The sequence below is a fragment of the [Ruminococcus] lactaris ATCC 29176 genome (assembly GCF_025152405.1).
GTDB classification, from domain to species: domain Bacteria; phylum Bacillota; class Clostridia; order Lachnospirales; family Lachnospiraceae; genus Mediterraneibacter; species Mediterraneibacter lactaris.
Genome location: NZ_CP102292.1, coordinates 2,439,742 through 2,460,594 on the forward strand (window position 1 = coordinate 2,439,742; position 20,853 = coordinate 2,460,594).

Here is a 20,853-nt window from a genome sequence, read left to right on the forward strand (position 1 = left end):
ATCTTATTAAAACAGTGAGGTATCTATAATGAATTGTAACACACAGAACGCAAAAATTGCATCCATAACTGAAAAAACTTTGATTGTTGGAATTGATGTCGGCAGTGAAACTCATTTTGCCAGGGCATTTGATTGGCGGAACTATGAATATACAAAGAAGCCGCTGGAATTCAGTAATACTGAGGCGGGTTTCATGATGTTCAAGGCATGGGTGGAAGATATCGCAGAAAAGCAAGGTAAAACAGCTGTAATTCCCGGAATGGAGCCGACCGGTCATTACTGGTTTGCACTGGGGAAATTCCTGCAGGACAGCGGGATGAAGCCTGTACATGTGAATCCGCACCATGTCAAGAAGTCGAAAGAGCTGGATGACAACAATCCCAATAAGAATGACCGTAAGGATCCAAAGACGATTGCGGCACTGGTCAATGAAGGACGCTTCTCTTATCCCTACATACCAACCGGTATTTATGCGGAGATCAGGAGCTTATCGAATCTTCGTTTCCAGACGCAGGAAGAGCTAACAAGAATCAAGAATCGAATCGCTAGATGGTTTGCCATTTATTTTCCTGAATATAAAGACGTTTATGGGGATTTAATGGCAGTCAGCGGACGAATGATACTCAAGGAAGCTCCATTGCCGGAGGATATCAGAATACTTGGAGTGAACGGTGTAAACCAGATTTGGAGAAACGCGAAGCTGCGAGGCACTGGAATGAAGAGGGCAAAGATCCTGGTATCAGCTGCAGAGCATAGCGTTGGAAGTAAGGAAGCACCGGAAGCGGCAAGGATTGAATTGAAGAATCTGCTGAATGACATGGATGTATATGTGTCAAGGATGGAGGAACTGCTCCAAACTATAGAGGAAAAACTGAAGACGATTCCATATGTTGATAAACTGATGGAAATCAAAGGAATCGGATTGATTACAGTCAGCGGATTTATTGCAGAAGTAGGTGACATTGGACGTTTTGATAATCCGAAGCAGCTGCAGAAGCTGGCGGGATATGCAATCGTGGCAAATGATTCCGGAAAGCACAATGGAGAGAGCCGGATCAGCTACAGAGGCAGAAAACGGCTGAGATATGTGCTGTATGAAGCTGCGATATCACTGGTGGGGAAGAATGCTGAGTTTAAGGAAATACATGAGTATTATCGAACCCGTAAAGAAAACCCGTTAAAGAAGATGCAGTCAGTAGTAGCAGTGGCATGTAAGATTATTAGGGTATTCTACACAATCCTGACAAAGGGTGTGGATTATGACCCAATGAAACTGATGAGTGATATCAGAAGGCCACAGTTGCAGGCAGCGTAGTAAGCAGAGACAAACAGGTAATGTTCTGTCACAGTTGAATTGAACTTTCAGAAATAGCTGCGGAGAGTTGAATTCAGCTGTGACAGGAAGGCTGAGAAGTATGAAGACCGAGTCGGGAAAACGTCCGCCGTAAGGTGCCGTGAGGTATTGATACTTAAACAGGTCAGTAAGACTTAAAACAAAAAAGAATGAGCCAGTAGTCGGCAGGAATAATCACCATAGGGCATGACCCTGTAGAGGAGCTAAGCTGACACCCTGGTTATGGACAGGCGGGACGAAGGAAGTTAGGACCCGGCAGAAATGCGGGTGATCCTGGTAGACACGGGAGGTTCGCTGCCGTAGATGGGAGGGTATACACAAGGCCATGTAGAACGAAAATGATGACGTTTTATTTTGTGTACCCCAACCCCTCTATTTTCGTACCAGATACAGAGAAATGTCCATCTTCTTGGCTCATTCATCTGAGATATGGAACTAAAAATCCCTTGAAAAATAAGGAAAAAAGACTTGACTATATAGGGAGGCGGGGTTAAGCCTGTTAAGACATGAACATATTTATCAGGCGATTAAAGAAGAAAATGATACATACGGTTATCCTGTCTGCGCACTGTGTAAGCTTGGAAATGTAAGTAGAGCATCTTATTATAAATGGTTACACAGAGGGATTCCGGCTAATGAAGCAAAAAATAAGATGATTGCAGAAAAAATCGAAAAAATACATACAGAATCACCAGATAAGGGGTATCGCAGAATACGAGATGATTTGGAACGATATCATGGTATAAAAGTCAATGATAAACGAGTTCTCCGCATATGCAGAAAAAAAGACATTAAATCAACAATTAAATATACAAATAATGGATGTACACGTCAGGCGGCGAATCCACAGTTTGTAGCAGAAAATATATTGAATCGCGAATTTTATGCAGATGCACCGAACGAGAAATGGCTTACAGATGTGACCGAATTCAAATCTTTTATATCTAGGAGCTCTTTATTCTTTCTCAACTGACAATAAGTTTACTCTATCCCCCAACAAATACAAATTGTCCTTTCTCCCCAATCGTGCTACAATAATCTTGTCCGAATGAATGGTGGTTATTATTAAATATTATTTAGTAGACAGCGAGAATGTCAACGACAACTGGTTGATGCTGCTGGATCTGAGTGACGAAACGGATAAGATCATCGTGTTTTATACGAAAAATTCACCTCATATGTCCTATTCATCAGTCATCAAACTGCTCGGATGTACTCGCGAAATTAAATTTGAAGAATGTAATGAGGGAAATAATGCTCTGGATTTTCAGTTGATCTCTTACCTTGGTTATCTGATGAAGAACGAAGAATTGAAAGATTCTGAGTTCATTGTAATGAGTAACGATACCGGTTATGATCCTGCGGTCAACTTTTGGAAAAAAAGAGGCTTTCCTGTAAACAGAATCAATGTGAATTACTGCAAATTAGCTTTGCAACGACAGAAAGAAGCGGCTCTTCGCCTGGCAGAACAATCCAATTCTGTCGAGGTGCAATCTACAGAAGATTTTTCCGGCGAAGAATCTCATCCGGGATCTTCTGCTGAAGAACTTCCTTTTAAAGACAGACCGAAAGAAGTTTCTTCTTCCATTTGTCCTGAGCCTTTAAAAGAAGTTCCGGCTTCTCAGAAGCCCTGTTCTTTTGATAAGGAAGAAGTCGACGCTCTCATCAACTGCCTTGGCAAAGATAATCTGATTGCAATTCACGAAACCCTGGTTCATGTATACGGTCAGAAGCAGGGACAAAATATTTACAAAACCGTAAAAGATAAATCTTATTCTTTTGCACCTGAAACTCTTTCACGCAAAGATAAGGTACACTATTTTACTGATATCATTTTTTCGCACAGTGACCTGGACGATCCTGGAAACTTCTTAGATTTCCTTGAAAAAAATAAGGACAAATCTAAAAATCTCAATGGAGTCCGTTCTGCGATCACCAAGGCTTATGGAAATAATATCGGGATGAAATACTACAGCCTTTTCAAGCCTTATTTCAAAACGATATCAGCTTTAAAATAACGAACGACAGAAAGGAAATTCGGACAGAGGAAGTCCCCTTATATCACTGACGCATATCAGTGGATAAGGGGACTTATCTCAATAATAATAATATAACTTGAAAGTCTCTCTCCGGCATGATACTATATTTAATTAGCACATAATTATTCAGGCATCCCGTCTGCCATCATTTGAACATTGATTTATCTTATCATGGTCAGACACGATGCAAATACATCAGATAGGAGGATTTATGAATCAGAAAATGAAAACTGCTCCTGCAGCAGAAAATAAAATGGGAACCATGCCTATTGGCAAACTGTTGTTCAACATGTCCCTGCCAATGATGATTTCCATGCTTGTGCAGGCACTTTATAACATTGTTGACAGTATCTTTGTAGCAAAATTATCTGAAAATGCTCTTACGGCCGTATCTTTAGCATTCCCTTTACAGACATTGCTCATTGCAGTGGCAACCGGTACAGGTGTCGGTATGAATGCTTTACTCTCCAAAGCTCTTGGAGAACGCCGTTCCGACGAGGCTGATAAAATTGCCGTAAATACTGCATTTATTTACTTTCTGAGCTATCTTGTATTTTTGATACTCGGATTTACGATTGTAAAACCTTTCTACGCAAGTCAGATTGGAACCGCAGATGCAGAAATCATGGAAATGGGAATCGACTACTTAAGAACCGTCATGATCTTTTCCTTCGGACTGCTCTCCCAGATATTTTTTGAGCGTCTGCTTACCTCTACCGGAAGAACAATCTTCAGTATGACCTCACAATTATGTGGAGCGATTACGAATATTATTTTAGATCCGATCATGATCTTTGGATTACTCGGATGTCCCAAAATGGGCGTTACAGGTGCTGCTGCTGCAACCGTCATCGGACAGTGTGTCGCTGCAATCGTCGCATTCACCTGCAATCACAAGTTCAACCACGATGTAAAACTGCATTTTCGTGGTTTCCGCCCCAGTGCAAAGATCATTGGAACCATTTATGCGATTGGTGTACCTTCGATTATCATGCAGTCCATCGGTTCTGTCATGACTTACTCCATGAACCGGATTCTGATCGAGTTTTCTTCAACCGCAACAGCCGTTTTTGGTGTGTACTTTAAACTGCAAAGTTTCTTCTTTATGCCACTGTTCGGGCTGAATAATGGAATTACACCGATCATAGCTTATAATTATGGTGCCAGAAACAGAAAACGTATGGTCAAAACCATCAGGCTCAGTCTGATCACGGCATTTTGTCTTACTTTTATTGGATTCCTCTGCTTTGAGGGAATCCCACAGATCCTGCTTGGGATGTTCAACGCTTCAGAAGATATGCTCACGATCGGTATCCCGGCACTTCGTATTATCGGAATCCACTATCTGCTTGCATGGTTCTGTATCGTTTCCGGAACAGTATTCCAGGCTCTCGGTAAGGCAGTCTTCAGCATGATCGTATCCATCATGCGACAGCTTGTTGTGTTGATTCCTGCTGCTTACATTTTATCGAAGCTCGGCGGACTTCACGTTGTATGGTGGTCTTTCCCGATCGCAGAAATTGTTTCCCTTGTAGTATCACTCCTCTTCCTTTTAAGGATCAACCGGACAGTAATCTCCAAAATCCCGGATGGAAGTGATATTCTGTAAAGATACTATCTCTGCCTGCTTTTCAAAGCTAAATATCGTCACTAATGTCGTATACCCGGCAATTACCCGACAATTCTGAATACCTTGCAAATAACGCAAGGTATTCTTTTTCTACTTCTGAAAAACTGCGGACTTTATAATTCAGTTCCATATGAAGCTGTGGTGCTTCGCCGGATTGTGGTTCTTTCAGGAGTCTTTTCAGATCATACCAAAGCATTGCACGATCTATTTCTTTTAATTGTATCTGTTCTTCTTCCGACAGGTCTGAGCCAAGAAATTTTTTATAAATCATACTGAGCAGTCGGTTTTCTCTTTCCTGATATTCCGGTAATTCTTTCTTAAACGGTGCCGGCACATCCGACAGATAACACTCACTTGCATCATGGAGCAGACATGCAAGTATCATACGCTCTGAAAATCCTCTCGCTGCTGCCTCTTTTGCACAGCAGATACAATGCTCTCCCACAGACCAGAATGTCTGCACATGCCCATTTCCCCTGCAGATCAGCGACAGAGCATGGGCAATATCCTGTATTCTGATCAAATCTGAATCTGGCTCTGTCGGTCTGAAATGTAATCCTGTATAGGTGGTTATATATTCACTCATCGTATTCCTGCTTTTCCTTCCTACAACCCTTCCCGATATATTTTATTGATCGTTGTCTGTGCATGTTCCAATTCTTTTTTCTGAATGATTGCATTCCGGTCGCTTAAAATCGCCAGCATTTCATCTACAACATCCTCCGGTCTCGGTTCTGATATCCTGTAAAGATACCCCAGCATCCGGGTTGCAGTGTAATCGGTATTCATCTGCCTGTATGCAATTTCCCGGCAAAAATCTTCCGGATATCCCTTAAGCTGCAGGGCATCATATAATTCATCCTGTCTTGACTCAGCCATCCTGTTCCTCCTGTTCTGTCCCTGTTATCCTGTTCTTTTTACTGTCACTTATTTGATTTCAGATGTATTTTCATTATCCTGTTCTGTCAGACAGTTTATTTTTATTGTGGTAACTGATATTGTCCCATCAGTCTTTCACACTCCGCCTTCATCTGGTTCACAACTTCCTCCGGTCCTACAATCTTAATTCCTTCTCCAAGAGAGAAGATCCAGCCAAGAAACTGTCTGCTCACATGCACATCCACCTTCACCGTAAAATGCTCTTCATCTGTCGGAATCATCATCACATCTTTTCCAAAACGATCAATAATCACACCCGCCAGTCGATTATCCACCTGCATTTTTACAGTCTGTTCTTTACCTCTGAACATTCCGAAACTCTTCTTTGCATAGTCTGCCATATCCAGCTTTTTAAAATATTCTTTTCCCTCTCTGCTTTCATTTGACATTCTGATATGAAGCATCTTGTCTACCCGGTAATGCTTGATCTGTTCCGCTTCTGAATCATAACCGACCAGATAGTAATTTTCATCATCCCATGAAAGTCCCCATGGACTGATATGATACCATGCCCCATTATGCCGCAATTCCATTTCTTTTTTTACATTCCACTGATAATACTGGAATTTGATCTTTTTATTCTCGGATATCGCATTATGAATTGCATCTACCGTATAATAGATACTCTCATTCATTGTCTTGATTCTTCCGGACACAAATACCTGACGCTGCAACTCTTGTGCATCGTATTTGCTGACCAGCGTCTCCAGTTTTTTGATCAGTCTGTTGGTCTTTTTCTCCGTAATGAATTTCGAGGACTGAATCGCATCTACCAGAAGCTTCAATTCCGGAAGTTCAAATGCCCGGCTTACCACATGATAATGATAACGATTCCCGATCGGCTCTCCCTCTACCTCAATCCCAAGAATACTCAGATCACGCAAGTCTGCATACACGCTTTTCCGATCTGCTGTTACATCATATTTTGCCAGCTCTTCTATAATCTCCGGCATGGTGATATAATGATCATCATCTGTCTGTTCCATCATGATCTGAGCCAGCCGGTATAATTTAAATTTCTGATTACTTCCTCTTGGCACTTTCCCCGCCTCCTGTTCATCATAATTTAGATATATCAACGATATCATCAGTATATCATAAGTAGCGGGACTACAGATGAAATTTTCTTCTTATATTCAGGATCATCCAGCTCAAGAATCTCTGCATATTTCTATTCATTGCTTTGTTCTCATAATAAATTTTTCTTAACATATCTTTATTTTTCATCACTCTTATTCCTCCTCTTCTTTTACCAGACTCTTCTTACAGATTTTACAAATAGTTCCAACTGATGTGATCAGCAGCACCTTGGCATATGCAACATCTCCAATCTTATCATAGAGACGTCCGGCACTCATTGATTCACCAATCACGGTATAAGGACTATTTGCCACATACCCGATTTTTCCAAGGCCTTTATAAGTAACTTTGATTGCTTCCTTGTCATATTCATTATCCGGCTCTTTCTCCAGTCGGATTTTCATTCCCTTTTCAAGAAAATCATTTCCAAAATAATGCTTTGTTCCTGTCAGTGTGATAAATACTTTTGTCATCGTAATTGCTCCTCCTTAGAAATCATATTCATCCGGATCCAATCCGGCATCTTCCAGTACTTCTCTTCGTTCATCTGTATCCATAAACTCCAACTCGTCCGGATCCAGTCCAGATAACTCCAGTTCCGTCCGTTCTTCAGAATCATCCTTCAGCAATTCATTCAGAAAAATAAATTCCATTGTACTTTCTAGCAGACTGATATTTCCATCATGGTTTAAATCAAACATACTTCCGAATATTCCTTTCATAATAGCACCACCTTAATCCTTCATGTATTCATAGTAATCGGATTCGCTGGCAAACAAGATATATTTACCATCTACCAATCCCATGTAACCATCACCTGTGTTAAATCCTTTCATTGCCCACTCCTCCATTTCCGTGAATTTTATGATTTAATCTTCTTTGATGATTACAGTTTATACCAATAGGTGGGGTATAAAAATCCCTGCTTTTTTTACGACTATTCTTCTATGTTAAAAGACCCAGAATACCTTTTTCTGAGCCTTTCATAACTTCCATAGCAACAATGTGCTTGTTGTTTCTTAATGCTTCAAGTATAATAAAATTCATAAAGAAAATACGCGTACAGCATGCGGAGTTACCGCCCGATAATCCTCATGTTTTGCGATATACAGGGAGGTTATTCTCATGGGGAAACAATCTACGAGAGAAAATAAGACAATTTATCAGATTTGCCGGGAAGAAGCCGGTCTTACAAGATCAGAAGCCAGTGAAAAAATGACTGCTGTTTCTGATTCTAAAATTGAAAAATTTGAATATGAAATACAAGAGCCTACACCTTACGATATTATCCAGATGGCCGACGCTTACAGACGACCGGATCTCTGTAACTATTACTGCTCTCATAAGTGTGAAATCGGACATCGCTATGTTCCGGAAGTCGAAGTTACCGACTTATCCAATATAATCCTGGAAACCATTGCCAGTTTAAATGAAATCAATCCTCTGACTACACGCCTGATCCAGATTGCCCGTGACGGTAGAATCAGCGACGATGAAATCAGGGATTTTGCTTTTATCAGCAATAAGTTGGATGAGATTTCTCTGGCAATAGATTCCCTGAATCTTTGGGTTGATAAGACAGCCGGAGAACAGGGACTGAACATTGAATTGTTCCGAGAAGAAAAAGAAAAACAGAAATAAGTGCGAAAAAGCAAGGCAGCGAACCTATTTATGGTTCACTGCCTCTCTTCTTTACATACACTGCGATGACTCCACCGATGATCAGCAGTGGAAATTCAATATACATCAGTCCACCAACAACCATACCCATTAAGATAACGGGAAAGAATACTACTGTACAGAGCAATTTCAGAATTCCCCACGATGTTTTTATACCAAATATAAAGAATTTTCCAATAAACCAGATCATACAAATTGCAAATAATAATGATAACATATTCTACTCCTTTTGGCTCCTGTTCTGATTGATGCCATTCATTTTTTCTGCCGTTTTTCTGCTATAAATTCAGATGCATTTCTCACACAAATTTTACTACTGAATTTTGGATTTTTCTCTATCTTTTCAATCATCCGAATTAACTTTATTCTCCGTGCTGTATCCATCTGCTTACCTCATTCTAACAGTTCTGCCTTTTGATATTGTCAGTATAACCAGATAACTTTTCAAAATATATACCTGATGCAAAGAATTTAACGTATGTAATTCTCAATTTTCGAGGAATTCCTTCGTTTTATTTTTTTCTCTCTTATAGTGGTTCAGTTTCATACCAGCACCTTTCACCATCTGATTTCCTTCATCGTCAAAGGATAAAAAAGACCATCTACGATTTTACGGTAAATGATCTTTTCATCGTTAATATTCAATTTATATCATTCTGTTTTCATAATCTTGCAACTCATGGAAAATGTCATCCACATATACAACATCATCTTCTATTCTGTACAGCATGAAATATCTGTGCTTTTGAAAATTTATTCGATGGTATCCCAGACTCTGTAAGCGTGGATTATCACATGTTTTCATATTTCCTGCTACATGTTTTAACAGTTCTACAGTATCCTCAAAATCATCAAGCACATTCTTCGCCGCTTGCTTATGATTGTTCCAGTCTTTGAAGCATCTCATCTTCTATCATAGATGTATATGGATTATGCACTGTTCTTTTTATTTCAAATGGGAATCCGTTATATGCAACAGCCTGTGTTAAAAACATTCTTATTGCAGACGTTGTATCTGTTCCAAGATCCTTAAAAAGCTGATCTGATTTACTCTTTAAATCATCGTCTACCCTGATTTGAATTGTACTTGCCATTTTAGATACCTCCATTTCTTTTTCTTTTATTATAATGCCATATCATTGCTAATTCAATACATTTGTAACGATATTCATCAGGTGTAAGCGGTAAATTCTTTTCCGACCATTCCGAAACAAGCTCCGGGTGCAGTCTCCCCGTCCCGATTTGTAATTGGCACAGCGGAAATGCTCCTGATTTCGCATCATGCTTTTGGCGGCTGAGAAATGCAGTTTTGCACCGCAGTCGGGACAGTATACCAGCCCCGAAAACAGGCTCGTCCTTCCGGTCTTGGTCGGTCTGCGGCGGTGTGCGTTGCAGCATAAGTGCAGGGGCGATATGATGGGGATATAAGTCAAAGCACACAAAAAGCGAGCTGTAACTCACTTGCATAAGTACAGCCCGCCGCCTGTGTTGCTATATACCTTTTTGTCTTTTGAAAACCTCCGGAAGCATTTTTAATACCCTTTTCATTTTGATCTCCGTACCATAATTGCGTTCATTTTTAATTCTTTCTCCTTCTCAATACGATTAGTAGCTCAGCCGTCTTTTTCTAACAATATTCAATGATGTAGAATCTTTGCTGATTTCCCTATCGAAATCAGTCGGAACAGCTTACTTAGAATACTTTTTCTTCTTGGAATACGCACTTGTTCCGATCAGCATTCCAGCAGATAGGAACAGCACTGCAAACCACAGCCACAGATTGCTGTTGTCGCCTGTCTTAGGACTGGTGACATCTGTATTTCCATCCGGTTTTGTCGGATTGGTCGGTTTTGTTGTTCCCGAAACCGGAATCTCTTTGCCCTTTACAGTATAACCGCATACTTTGCACACTTTGTCGCCGGTGTAGCCTTTTTCCGTTGCAGTTGCGTCCTTAGCGTTCTTTGTTTCCATATCGTGAGCTGCTTTGTCTGCGATGCTGCCGCAGGAGCATTCGTGCCAATGGTTGTCTGAGTCTGATTTCCAATCTGCTCCATAGCTGTGCGTGTGAGAAGAATCAAATGGCGTCATGGTCAAATCAGTTTCAAGCCACATGGTTTGCATATTGTCGTCATCGCCTATCCGCTTATAATTCACATATTGACCGTTGATTTTCAGCTTGGCATCGGGTGAGAAATTGCCGTAATATGCAGTCACATACACCCCGTAATGATAGGTCTTTCCAGCTTCAAAAGTAGTAATTTTGTTTTTATAAATTCCGCTTCCCCACTCCGGCTCAGTAGAAACCAGACCAGTATCGCTGTCCAGGCTCCACCACTCACACCGAAATGCGTAGTCTTTATTATCGGGTACATTGCCAGTAAATACAGGCTTATCACCATCTTTAAAAGTTATGGTTGCATTATTGATTTCTATAACTTCAATTTCCTTTGGTTCAACCGGCTTGGTCGGTGTAATTGTTGCAATACCAGTAACATACACAGATTGTCCGTCCAGATTCATACTAATATTTTGCTGCTCAACCGTCCAACCATTTACAGTTACTGTCAGTCCCGAATCTGTTGCTGCGAAAGTCCGTCCGTTTTTCGCTTTCAGCAGAATTGAATATCTATAGGATTTCCCTTCCTCAAACGAAGTAAACCTGTCCAAGAAGAGTTCACTAGGATAATAGTGTTCATCCGAGTACCATAAAGCATGCTGCTCGTCTTCCCAACTTTCATAAGCAATCTCATAGTTTGCACCAATATCTCTAGTCACAGCAGTAGCCTTTGGTGTATCTCCCGCATCATAAGAAAGTGTAGCACCAATCACTTCAACATCTTTTATTACGGTATCGTCTGCCCCGTCGCTTACTATGACAGGCAGCAAAAATTCCCACGCAGTAAAGGTTTTCCCATTATCAGACACGCTTGTATTTGCCGTTTGTGCGGTATATGTTTTTCCCTCACAAATAAAAGTCACATTATCAGAAAATACATATCCCTCTTTCGCCCTTAACACAATGCTATACCAGTATTCTCCACCGGCAATCGGGTTACGGGGAGTATCTGTGCTTTTAATAACGTCTGTTATCGGGGTACTTTCACCATAAGTGGACTTCTCCCACGCTTCTTCCACGATTTCCACTTTTCCGCTGCAAGCAGAATTGTTGGGATTTACTTCCGCTGTAAACGCAACGGGCTTTGTGGAATCCAAGTTTTTCCAAACATTACCGATGTCAACTGTGGTGATAACCTCATCGGTGCTGGCGGCAGGAAGATCGATTGAGTAAGGACTGTAAATACGCAGTTCCGTACTCATCTCTCTTATTTCAAGATTCGCTTTGAAAGCCACCTTATCAAACTTATGACCGCCTGCGGAAACACTTGTATCCTCGCTGATAAAGTAGCCGCTATTTGTTTTAAGTACAATATTATAGGTATAATGGTGTCCTGCTTCAAACTGTGTAATCTGCTTGTCTGCTGCAAGAGACGCCATTTTACTCGAATCAGAATACCAATACCGTCCTGTACTTGTCCAGACACTGCCTTCTGTTTTTTGTTCTATTTCCATCCAATACTCATAGGCAACAGAACATTCTCCCTCTGTCACCGTCGCTGCTGCCTGCGGTGCATCGCCAGCTTTATAGTCCGGTTTGGTGTAGGTGACACTAATTTTGTCAATGTAGTTGACTCCTGCCGCAAACGCAGTTATCGGCACAATGGTCAGTGCCATGCAGAGTACGAGCAGGATACTCAGCAGCTTCCTGCTGTGTCTTTTTTGATTCTTCATAATGATTCCTCCATTTTCTAAGCCTTGCAAACAGACTCATGTAATTTTGATCTTCTCAGCAAAGCATTCGCCAGCACTGTCTTATTTTCCAGATATTGTGATATCCGGTCGGCAACAGCAGTAACGGCTCGCTTCACTTGTTTCGCATAAATACCGACTTTATTATGGGAAAAAGAGGAAAAAAAGTATATAAGGGAGCTCCGCCAATCTGTCAACATGGGGTGGCGGAGTTCCGCCATTCTTCAAAATCAAGGCAAAAAGGTGATTTTTATCAAAAAAGGCATAAAAAATCCGCCCTCTGTTTCCAGAAGGCGGCTCGATGAATGCCGACATCAAAAGATCATTTGTTGTAAAGGTTGAGCAATCCCACACGGGATTTTACGCCGGTCTTTTCGTAAATGGCGGAAATATGGCGTTCCAAAGTCCGTCTGGAAACATACAATTTTTCCGCAATCATCTGAATGCTATCCTCTGTATTGACCAGACAGTTAAACACTTCGCTCTCTCTTTCCGTGAACGAAAACACTTCCGAGAATTTCCGCAGCCTTTCTTTCTCATCAACCACATCGGCGGCATTTGTAATGAGCTGCTCCATAAAAGTTTTCTTTTGAAAGGTGTATATGACCGCCACGACGCTGACTGTCACAAACAAAACCAGCACAAGAATAATAACTGTAAGATTACTGTCAGAAGATAAAAGGGTTAAAACAAAGTTAGCGATCACAGCGGCAGCGATATTATTTACCGCCCGTCCCATACCTGCCCAAAGTTCCGGGATTCTCATATGGCGGGATATTTCCATAAAACCGGAAGTAAAGAACACGGCAAAAAATCCCGCTGACAGATAGAATACAATCAGCCCCGCCATAAATGGTCCGGCAAATTTCAGTATAGCGACGCAGATGGTGGACAGCACCATTATGCAGTACATCACTATCCCCATATATTTTCGGTTTTTTATATCAAAGATAAAGCCTGCCGCCAGACCGCTTAAAGCAAGCAGGATTCTCGGCCATTGCCCGATGTCCGTTGCTCCGCCGGCGTGGACAAGCGTTACCGCATTGTCAAGGGTACTGAACATACAAGTCATAAGTGCCACAAGCAGGATCATAAGAATACTAACGATATCGCCTTTTTTTATTTTCCCTGTATCTTCTTTGACTTTTTCTTCTGTCGAACCTTGTGTATTCTGTTCGTCCTGTCGGCAGTAAGCCGAATCATTTTTCATCAGCAGCCAGATAAGCAGCAGCGAAAACACGGATAAAATGACCGTTTCTGCAATTTCTGACCGAACAAGATTATTGTTTACAAATTGGAGCAGGATTCCCATCGCATACGAAATACCCACAGTCCTCGCCAAATATCTGTCCGTTTTCATCATACGCATGGAAACATAAAACACGCCGCTGCCGAGTAAGCCGAGAAGCAGGAATAATACAAGTCCGGTTGTGAAAATCGCAGTATAAGCCGTACCCACCCCAATAAAAGCTATGCCCAAGACAGATAGCAAACCGATAAAAAGAAAACATATCGTTTTCAAACGTTCCTTGCAAAAGCGGTTAAACAACGGATACAAAAGAAACCCCGCCGCACTTACGCCCAACGCATAATTCTGCGCCAGCACAGTCTTATCTTCTGATACGATACGGGAAAGCACATCCACATATGAATACTCCGCACCTAAAAACAGAAAAGTAAACAGCCCCATAAGGACAACAGCATTTATGTAAGAAATTTTATCCTTCGTTTTGAAATCCACGCCTTGCGTAATTTTTGTTAAAATTGTATCCACTTCAAAAATCTCCTTTACTTGCTGTCATCATTGAACTCCATGATGTCGTTGGGAGTACAGTCCAATGCATTTGAATCTAGTATAGTGGTATAGTGTACTATATTTTTTCGAGAAATACAAGAGTTTATAAAGCGATAGCTTTATTTTTCATAATACGCATCCACCATGAGGATTTGCATCTTTATATTGTTCGAATTTTGAGAATTCTGTCTTTATATTTCTCTGCACAAATTGTTTTCTATCTATGCTGACTCTATTATAATAAACGGATGCCAGCGTTTCACCTATGAATGCAATGAATGAGTATTTCATGAGTAAAATGAATGTTAGAAGAAGACAGGTTGTTATTGATATTGATAAAGACCATTCTGCTATTATCCAAGCTGGTGCCATGCAATGGATGGGTGGAAATGTACGAGCTACATCTGGCGTAAAAGGCATCGGAGATTTTCTTGGAAAAGCAATCAAAGGTGTCGTTACAAAAGAAACAGCAGTTAAACCGGAATATGTTGGCGAAGGCTGTCTGGTACTGGAACCAACATATAAATACATTATTCTTGCAGATGTTGGCAAGTGGGGATCAGCCGGAATGACAATTGAAGATGGCATGTTCCTTGCTTGTGATGCAAATGTAAAAAGTAACGTTGTAGCCAGAAAGAACCTTTCATCAGCCGTACTAGGTGGCGAAGGTCTGTTTAATCTGAGTTTGCAGGGAAATGGTGTAGCCGCATTGGAATCTAATGTTCCTGAAGATGAATTGATCGAAGTCATATTGGAAAATGATGAACTGAAAATTGACGGAAATCTTGCTGTATGCTGGTCATCAAATCTAGAATTCACCGTAGAAAGATCTACAAAAACACTTGTAGGATCTGCAGTTAGCGGAGAGGGCCTGGTAAATGTTTATCGTGGAACAGGACGAGTACTGATGTGTCCGGTCGCACCGACAACTTCCTTGTTTGAGTCCACCAACACCATGACAGCTAAAGCTGCAGCTAAATCCAGCAATACATTTGGAAAGTAAGCGTAAAACACATTATCTCGTAAACAAACGCCGGTATAAGATTATAAAAATCCTGTATCGGCGTTATTAATTGCTTTATTGATTGTGATCATTTTACTACATTCGCATACAAACCCATAACATTCAATATTAACGTTTGGTATACTCTTCCAATTGAAGTTACTGTTGGAACACTATATTTGCAAGTTGTAATATTATCAAAATTTCCCTCTGTAATTTGATATTCTTCAATCCATTCATCACATACCTGTTCAAAAGAAAGACAGTGATTTACACCAGCCGTTCTTAATTGAAGCACTAAATCTTCATCTGTCATTTTCCCAACTACATCTTTTACTTTATTATGAGTTTCTCTTGCAACAAACTCAATCATCGAACATACATAAAACAAATCATCTTTATTCCACTGTGTCGTCATCCACGTTTTCACTCCTTTCATACGTCAAACATTCTAAGGCTCACCAATGTGTTCTATCCAATGTCAAAACTCTAAACTATCCGCGTTCAAAAGGAAATATTTCATTCCCATGATGACAAATCCCTCATCATTTCTCCAAGGTCTTTTGCTGCCATTTACAATGACAACCTTCTTGAAAGAGTCCGGGATATTACGCAGAGAATTGAACTCCTGATTCTGCTTTTCTTCTGAAGTCATGTCATAAGCAACCTGGATGTAGTATCTCTGATTGCCTTGGTTAACTACAAAATCAACTTCCAACTGCTTACGGACACGCTTGCCCTCTTTATCTTTATCAAAGATCTGCACAACACCCACATCAACATTGTAGCCACGAATCAGAAGCTCGTTATAAACAATGTTCTCCATGATGTGAGTAGGTTCCTGCTGTCTGAAATTCAAACGGGCATTTCTCAGGCCTGGATCGGTAAAGTAGTATTTCAGATTTGCACCAATATACTTTCTGCCCTTAATATCGTATCGGTTTGCTTTAGAAATCAAAAACGCATCTGCCAAATAGTCAATATGATTGGAAATCGTTTTATTTGTGTAACTCATCTGACGCTCACTGGCAAAGGTATTAGCAATCTTTGAAGGGTTGGTCGGTGCACCAATTGCAGATGCAAGCACATCAACCAGAATGCCAATTTCATCCACATTTTGGATCTTGTTTCTTTCAATTACGTCCTTCAGATAAACATTTGCAAAGATGTTTTTCAGGTAATCTGCCTTCTGTCGTTCACTCTGTAAACTTACGACCTGCGGCAATCCTCCATAGATCATGTAGTCATCCCAGGCATCGTCGTAATCACCTTCATAGACAGAATAAAACTCTGCAAAAGAGAGGGGATAGATTCTGATCTCATCACCTCTGCCACGGAACTCAGTCACAATGTCGCTGGACAGAAACTTAGAATTGCTTCCGGTGACATACACATCAATGTTGCTCATGCGTAACAAACTGTTCAGCACTTCCTCAAATCGTGGCATGAACTGTACTTCATCCAGAAGAAGATAATACTTATCATCATCCTTCATGGCATCTTTGATGTACTTAAAGCACAGCTTGGGATCTCTTAATTCCTCATTCTCAATACCATCCAAGGCAATCTCAATAATATGATCGGTATTAACACCATTCTCTTGTAAATATCTCTTGAAAATGTTAAACAATAAAAAAGATTTGCCGCATCTACGAATGCCGGTAATCACCTTTATCATTCCGTTATCTTTTCGCATGGTCAACTGCTGTAGATAAGCATCTCTTTTAATTTCCATCATTATATTCCTCAATTCTGTGCTTCTGCACACTTTTTAGTAATGATATTCTATCATAGAACAATCTGAGCTTCAATATCTATTCCCTTAATTTAAAAATCTTTCTCTCACACCCTGTATTTTACCCCTCCATGCGTCTAATATTACTTTCTGTGTTTGTAACTATTCAGAACCCCTGATAGAGTCCATCATACCGAACCTTTGGATATTTCATCAACGAAGTCCTTCATGATAAGATTGAAAACATTTTTAACAATATAAGCAAAAAGAGGGATGCAAAAAAACTCAATCGAGTTTTTTCACATCCCCTTTTTGTATATATCATGATATGTTTAATCTCTGGCTTCGATTGCCTCGAGATCTTCGTCTTCGTGGACGACACGTTCAATATGCATCGCCAGATATCCGACTTCAGCATCGCTGAGTGTGCAGCACAGGTTTTTTCCGACCTGATCGCAGATGGTCTGCGCCATCTGAAATGCCTGTGGAAATTTGACTTCCATGTAGTCGTTTAAGTTTAACTTCAATTCTTCGTGCTGCAGTGCTCGTGCGACCATGTTACGGATGTGGTTCATCAGTCGGTTGTACGACAGAGACATGACATCAATTGGTCGGTTGACAGCCTGCTCAACGTGGGAAATGCATTCGCGCACGGCACGTGCAATCTGCATTGCCAGGGAAACGTTTTCGTCTTTGATTGCGGAATGAATGTGAAGGGAAATGTATCCGACTTCATTGTCATCAATGGTGATTCCCAAACGCTCTTTTAAAATCGGACGGACACATTCCGCAGTCTTGTATTCCAGGTGGAAGAGGACGCGGATATCATCCGTGAGTGGGTTGCTGATTTGTTCGTGATTCTGGATGCGCTTTACAGCATATTCCAAATGGTCAGCCATAGGGAAGAGGACTGCACGGTCAATGTTTTGGAACACTTTTTCCGCTTCGTCCAGTATTTCATTTGCAATCTCAAGGTAAATGGGCTGGATGGAAGTTGCGAGCTCTTTTGCATTTCCACGATTGGAAGTTGCCTGTAGCGAGTAGACGGTATCGCCGTCACGTACTTCGATTCGCTCGCTGACTTTTTTGCCGAATCCGATCCCCTTTCCCATCACCAGGTATTCCTGGTTGTCATCGGCGTGAATGCCAATTACCGTATTATGATTGAGAACTTTACTAATTCGATACATAATCTTATCCCCATGTGTGACCAATTTTGTTACTAATGATTAATCTGATTTTAACATTAACAACTACGAATAACAATCTTTATTTTGTTTTATTCATAGCTTTTATTCATAGATGTCAATTGCAAATAATGCCTCGCCAGCTTTGATTTGTCCGTCTTTTAAGAGGCGAACCTTCTGGTTGTCTTCCAATTCTGTACAGAGGACTGGTGAAGCGAGTGATGGAGCATTTTCTTTGAGATAATCCAGATTCAAGCCGAGGAGTGGCTCGCCCTTCTTTACCTTCTGTCCGTTTTCAACGAATACTTCAAATCCTTCTCCGTTCAGTGCAACGGTGTCGATTCCCATGTGAATCAAAAGGCTTACGCCGCTATCTGTCAAGAATCCAATTGCATGCTTTGTCTCGAATACAAAACATACTTCGCCATCTTCCGGAGCTCTTACAACAGAATCTTCCGGTGTGACAACGGCACCGTCACCCATCATTTTTCCAGCAAATGCTTCGTCTGGAGTGGTAGATAAGTCAGCAGCCAGACCTGTGATTGGGCTTGAGATAACGATTGTCTCAACAACAGTTGCTTCTGCCGAGCTTGTGTTGGCATTTTCTGCAACGCCAGCATTTGTGCCACCGTCAACATTTGTATCAACACCAGCGTGTGCAGTTGCATCGACATCATTTCCGCCAGCTGTGAATTCTTCGTCTGGCGCAGTCTCGAGGTAATCTTCGAGATTTGATTTGATGACTGATACACGAGGTCCGTAGATAATCTGAACGCCATTTCCTTTGTGTACTACGCCGGATGCGCCAGTTGATTTTAACAGTGCATCGTCTACGCGTTCTGCTTTGTGAACGGTACAACGAAGTCTTGTTGCACAGCAGTCTACGTCGGAAATATTTTTCTTGCCGCCAAGTCCCTGACAGATAGTCTGAGAAAGTGCATCTTCTGAGGAAGCTTCGGAACCGTTATCGCCGTTCTTGCGAGCTTCCACGTCGCTTCTGCGGTATAATTTTACCTCTTCACCGTCGTCACGGCCAGGTGTTTTTAAATCGAATCTCTTGATTAAGAATCCGAACAGTAAGTAGTATACGATAAAGTAGCCGATCCCTACGATTACAATCCAGATCCAGTTTGTTTTTGCATTTCCCTGTAAGATACCGAATAAGAACATGTCGATCAGTCCGCCGGAGAATGTCATACCAACACCTACGTTAAAGAGGTGCATGAGCATATATGCAAGACCGGCAAATACGCAGTGGATACCGTAAAGCATTGGTGCCACAAAGATAAATGTGAATTCAAGTGGTTCTGTAATACCTGTCAGCATAGAAGTAAGAGCAGCGGAAAGTAAGAGTCCGGCAACCGCTTTTTTCTTCTCTGGTTTTGCTGTTCTGTACATGGCAAGTGCGGCTCCCGGAAGACCGAAGATCATCAATGGAAATTTACCTGACATGAAGCGGGTTGCGGATACTGCAAAATGTTCTACTGTCGGGTCAGCGAGCTGTGCAAAGAAAATGTTCTGTGCACCTTCGATGAGAGTGCCGCCGACTTCCATTGTTCCACCAAGTGCAGTCTGCCAGAATGGAAGGTAGAATACGTGATGAAGACCGAATGGAAGTAATAGTCTTTCGAGGAAACCATATACCCATGTTCCTGCATAGCCTGAATTAAGTACAAGATCTCCAAGTGCGTAGATCCCTGTCTGGATGACTGGCCAGATAAAGAACATCAGGATACCAACGCCGGTATATACAAGCGAAGAGATAATTGGTACGAATCTTGTTCCACCGAAGAACGATAATACCTGTGGCAGTTCGATTTTGTAGAAACGGTTGTGCAGCGAAGAAACACCGAGTCCGACGATGATACCGCCGAATACACCCATCTGAAGAGATGTGATGCCGACAACAGACGTAGTTGCACCTTCCAGCATGTTTTCTGTTCCACCGTTGATGGTGATCATCGCACTGATAGAAGCGTGCATAATGAAAAATGCGATGGCAGCAGAGAGAGCCGCAACTTCTTTTTCTTTCTTAGCCATACCGATGGCAACACCCATCGCGAAAATAATCGGCAGGTTTGCGAATACAATGTTACCGGCTTCGCTCATGACCTGGAAGATGGCATATGGAATGGTGCCAGGTCCCATGACATTTAACAGTCCGTAAGTTTCAAGCATTGTTTCGTTGGTAAATGAGCCACCAAATCCGAGCAGAAGACCTGCTACCGGGAGAATGGCGATTGGAAGCATGAATGATCTTCCCACGCGCTGAAGCACGCCAAAAATTTTGTCTTTCATAATTGTTCTCCTTTTCGTTATGAATTTACGAGTATGAATGTTTATGAATATTTGCGGTAATCTGTAAAAACAGTCAGGCATTCTCTTTATAGTCTTGACAAAGAAGCAGGCTTCTAGACGCATTCTCTGTACGCTTAGCAACAGAAAAAGAGGCACTAACCGCATAAACATCCAAAAAGTTCATGCATAGTTAATGCCTCGTTCGTTCTTAACAAGTAACATACTATATCACTTCTGACATAATAGCATCGCACGGCAAGCTTTGTCAAGCCGTTTTTCTCCATTTTATTCCTCACCGCTGATAAT

The 20,853-nt window shown here is 41.3% G+C and carries 18 protein-coding genes and 4 pseudogenes; 7 read left to right on the plus strand and 15 right to left on the minus strand.

Going from position 1 to position 20,853, the window contains the following annotated elements; all coding sequences use genetic code 11:
• Positions 1-28 precede the first annotated feature (28 nt).
• From NQ541_RS11320 to NQ541_RS11335, 4 genes and pseudogenes are all read left to right on the plus strand, one after another.
• On the plus strand, positions 29-1,315 hold the full coding sequence (locus NQ541_RS11320; protein ID WP_005608692.1) for an IS110 family RNA-guided transposase: 1,287 nt from the start codon (positions 29-31) through the stop codon (positions 1,313-1,315).
• Between the two features lie 691 nt (positions 1,316-2,006).
• Positions 2,007-2,102: pseudogene (locus NQ541_RS13385) on the plus strand (hypothetical protein); the annotation flags it as partial.
• Between the two features lie 304 nt (positions 2,103-2,406).
• The gene (locus NQ541_RS11330; protein ID WP_005608694.1) at positions 2,407-3,372 is read left to right on the plus strand and encodes a PIN domain-containing protein; all 966 of its coding nucleotides are present in this window, start codon (positions 2,407-2,409) and stop codon (positions 3,370-3,372) included.
• Positions 3,373-3,604: 232 nt separating this feature from the next.
• A complete protein-coding gene (locus NQ541_RS11335; protein ID WP_023920661.1) occupies positions 3,605-5,002 on the plus strand; it encodes an MATE family efflux transporter in 1,398 nt (465 codons plus the stop codon).
• A 28-nt stretch (positions 5,003-5,030) separates the two neighbouring features.
• Here NQ541_RS11335 and NQ541_RS11340 read toward each other — a convergent pair whose 3' ends face one another.
• From NQ541_RS11340 to NQ541_RS11360, 5 genes are all read right to left on the minus strand, one after another.
• Positions 5,031-5,609 carry an HD domain-containing protein gene (locus tag NQ541_RS11340; protein WP_005608696.1) on the minus strand — a complete coding sequence of 193 codons (579 nt, stop codon included), beginning with the start codon at positions 5,607-5,609 and terminating at the stop codon, positions 5,031-5,033.
• Positions 5,610-5,629: 20 nt separating this feature from the next.
• On the minus strand, positions 5,630-5,902 hold the full coding sequence (locus NQ541_RS11345) for a hypothetical protein (protein WP_005608697.1): 273 nt from the start codon (positions 5,900-5,902) through the stop codon (positions 5,630-5,632).
• A 101-nt stretch (positions 5,903-6,003) separates the two neighbouring features.
• Positions 6,004-7,002, minus strand: coding sequence for a helix-turn-helix transcriptional regulator (locus NQ541_RS11350; protein WP_044939884.1), 999 nt, complete (start codon positions 7,000-7,002; stop codon positions 6,004-6,006).
• Between the two features lie 192 nt (positions 7,003-7,194).
• On the minus strand, positions 7,195-7,515 hold the full coding sequence (locus NQ541_RS11355; RefSeq protein WP_005608700.1) for an HIRAN domain-containing protein: 321 nt from the start codon (positions 7,513-7,515) through the stop codon (positions 7,195-7,197).
• 15 nt (positions 7,516-7,530) lie between these two features.
• Complete coding sequence (locus NQ541_RS11360) at positions 7,531-7,764, minus strand: hypothetical protein (RefSeq protein ID WP_005608703.1); 234 nt, start codon at positions 7,762-7,764, stop codon at positions 7,531-7,533.
• A gap of 403 nt (positions 7,765-8,167) precedes the next feature.
• Here NQ541_RS11360 and NQ541_RS11365 point away from each other — a divergent pair, with 403 nt between their 5' ends.
• Positions 8,168-8,683, plus strand: coding sequence for a helix-turn-helix domain-containing protein (locus tag NQ541_RS11365; protein ID WP_005608706.1), 516 nt, complete (start codon positions 8,168-8,170; stop codon positions 8,681-8,683).
• 28 nt (positions 8,684-8,711) lie between these two features.
• On the opposite strand, the gene NQ541_RS11370 is transcribed toward NQ541_RS11365, so the two are convergent.
• From NQ541_RS11370 to NQ541_RS11395, 6 genes and pseudogenes are all read right to left on the minus strand, one after another.
• Positions 8,712-8,939 carry a hypothetical protein gene (locus NQ541_RS11370; RefSeq protein WP_044939887.1) on the minus strand — a complete coding sequence of 76 codons (228 nt, stop codon included), beginning with the start codon at positions 8,937-8,939 and terminating at the stop codon, positions 8,712-8,714.
• Between the two features lie 429 nt (positions 8,940-9,368).
• On the minus strand, positions 9,369-9,629 hold the full coding sequence (locus NQ541_RS13275) for a type II toxin-antitoxin system RelE/ParE family toxin (RefSeq protein WP_005608712.1): 261 nt from the start codon (positions 9,627-9,629) through the stop codon (positions 9,369-9,371).
• Positions 9,601-9,816 (minus strand): annotated as a pseudogene (locus tag NQ541_RS11380) (type II toxin-antitoxin system RelB/DinJ family antitoxin); the annotation flags it as partial. The pseudogene NQ541_RS11380 and the gene NQ541_RS13275, both read right to left, overlap by 29 nt.
• A gap of 48 nt (positions 9,817-9,864) precedes the next feature.
• Entirely contained in the window at positions 9,865-10,164 is a 300-nt protein-coding gene (locus NQ541_RS13280; protein ID WP_081442904.1) for a recombinase zinc beta ribbon domain-containing protein, read from the minus strand.
• 247 nt (positions 10,165-10,411) lie between these two features.
• On the minus strand, positions 10,412-12,511 hold the full coding sequence (locus tag NQ541_RS11390) for a hypothetical protein (RefSeq protein ID WP_005608717.1): 2,100 nt from the start codon (positions 12,509-12,511) through the stop codon (positions 10,412-10,414).
• A 340-nt stretch (positions 12,512-12,851) separates the two neighbouring features.
• Positions 12,852-14,303 (minus strand): LuxR family transcriptional regulator, encoded by a 1,452-nt coding sequence (locus NQ541_RS11395; RefSeq protein WP_005608721.1) that lies wholly within the window; start codon positions 14,301-14,303, stop codon positions 12,852-12,854.
• Positions 14,304-14,571: 268 nt separating this feature from the next.
• Here NQ541_RS11395 and NQ541_RS11400 point away from each other — a divergent pair.
• Positions 14,572-15,327, plus strand: a pseudogene (locus tag NQ541_RS11400) (AIM24 family protein); the annotation flags it as partial.
• Between the two features lie 88 nt (positions 15,328-15,415).
• Here NQ541_RS11400 and NQ541_RS11405 read toward each other — a convergent pair.
• A complete protein-coding gene (locus NQ541_RS11405; RefSeq protein ID WP_044939894.1) occupies positions 15,416-15,745 on the minus strand; it encodes a hypothetical protein in 330 nt (109 codons plus the stop codon).
• 63 nt (positions 15,746-15,808) lie between these two features.
• Positions 15,809-17,062, minus strand: coding sequence for an ATP-binding protein (locus tag NQ541_RS11410; protein WP_044939908.1), 1,254 nt, complete (start codon positions 17,060-17,062; stop codon positions 15,809-15,811).
• Positions 17,063-17,244: 182 nt separating this feature from the next.
• Between NQ541_RS11410 and NQ541_RS13390 the strand changes: the two are divergent.
• Positions 17,245-17,325: pseudogene (locus tag NQ541_RS13390) on the plus strand (transposase); the annotation flags it as partial.
• Between the two features lie 69 nt (positions 17,326-17,394).
• Here NQ541_RS13390 and NQ541_RS11415 read toward each other — a convergent pair.
• A complete protein-coding gene (locus NQ541_RS11415; protein ID WP_005608725.1) occupies positions 17,395-18,252 on the minus strand; it encodes a PRD domain-containing protein in 858 nt (285 codons plus the stop codon).
• A 102-nt stretch (positions 18,253-18,354) separates the two neighbouring features.
• Positions 18,355-20,547 carry a PTS sugar transporter subunit IIABC gene (locus tag NQ541_RS11420; RefSeq protein WP_044939897.1) on the minus strand — a complete coding sequence of 731 codons (2,193 nt, stop codon included), beginning with the start codon at positions 20,545-20,547 and terminating at the stop codon, positions 18,355-18,357.
• Positions 20,548-20,853 lie beyond the last annotated feature (306 nt).

Bases quoted from the DNA above. Each gene is read 5' to 3' on its own strand.
- NQ541_RS11320 (WP_005608692.1), top strand. From the start codon at position 29: ATGAATTGTAACACACAGAACGCAAAAATTGCATCCATAACTGAAAAA.
- NQ541_RS11330 (WP_005608694.1), top strand. From the start codon at position 2,407: ATGGTGGTTATTATTAAATATTATTTAGTAGACAGCGAGAATGTCAAC.
- NQ541_RS11335 (WP_023920661.1), top strand. From the start codon at position 3,605: ATGAATCAGAAAATGAAAACTGCTCCTGCAGCAGAAAATAAAATGGGA.
- NQ541_RS11340 (WP_005608696.1), bottom strand. From the start codon at position 5,609: ATGAGTGAATATATAACCACCTATACAGGATTACATTTCAGACCGACA.
- NQ541_RS11345 (WP_005608697.1), bottom strand. From the start codon at position 5,902: ATGGCTGAGTCAAGACAGGATGAATTATATGATGCCCTGCAGCTTAAG.
- NQ541_RS11355 (WP_005608700.1), bottom strand. From the start codon at position 7,515: ATGACAAAAGTATTTATCACACTGACAGGAACAAAGCATTATTTTGGA.
- NQ541_RS11360 (WP_005608703.1), bottom strand. From the start codon at position 7,764: ATGAAAGGAATATTCGGAAGTATGTTTGATTTAAACCATGATGGAAAT.
- NQ541_RS11365 (WP_005608706.1), top strand. From the start codon at position 8,168: ATGGGGAAACAATCTACGAGAGAAAATAAGACAATTTATCAGATTTGC.
- NQ541_RS11370 (WP_044939887.1), bottom strand. From the start codon at position 8,939: ATGTTATCATTATTATTTGCAATTTGTATGATCTGGTTTATTGGAAAA.
- NQ541_RS13275 (WP_005608712.1), bottom strand. From the start codon at position 9,629: ATGAGATGCTTCAAAGACTGGAACAATCATAAGCAAGCGGCGAAGAAT.
- NQ541_RS11390 (WP_005608717.1), bottom strand. From the start codon at position 12,511: ATGAAGAATCAAAAAAGACACAGCAGGAAGCTGCTGAGTATCCTGCTC.
- NQ541_RS11405 (WP_044939894.1), bottom strand. From the start codon at position 15,745: ATGACGACACAGTGGAATAAAGATGATTTGTTTTATGTATGTTCGATG.
- NQ541_RS11410 (WP_044939908.1), bottom strand. From the start codon at position 17,062: ATGGAAATTAAAAGAGATGCTTATCTACAGCAGTTGACCATGCGAAAA.
- NQ541_RS11415 (WP_005608725.1), bottom strand. From the start codon at position 18,252: ATGTATCGAATTAGTAAAGTTCTCAATCATAATACGGTAATTGGCATT.
- NQ541_RS11420 (WP_044939897.1), bottom strand. From the start codon at position 20,547: ATGAAAGACAAAATTTTTGGCGTGCTTCAGCGCGTGGGAAGATCATTC.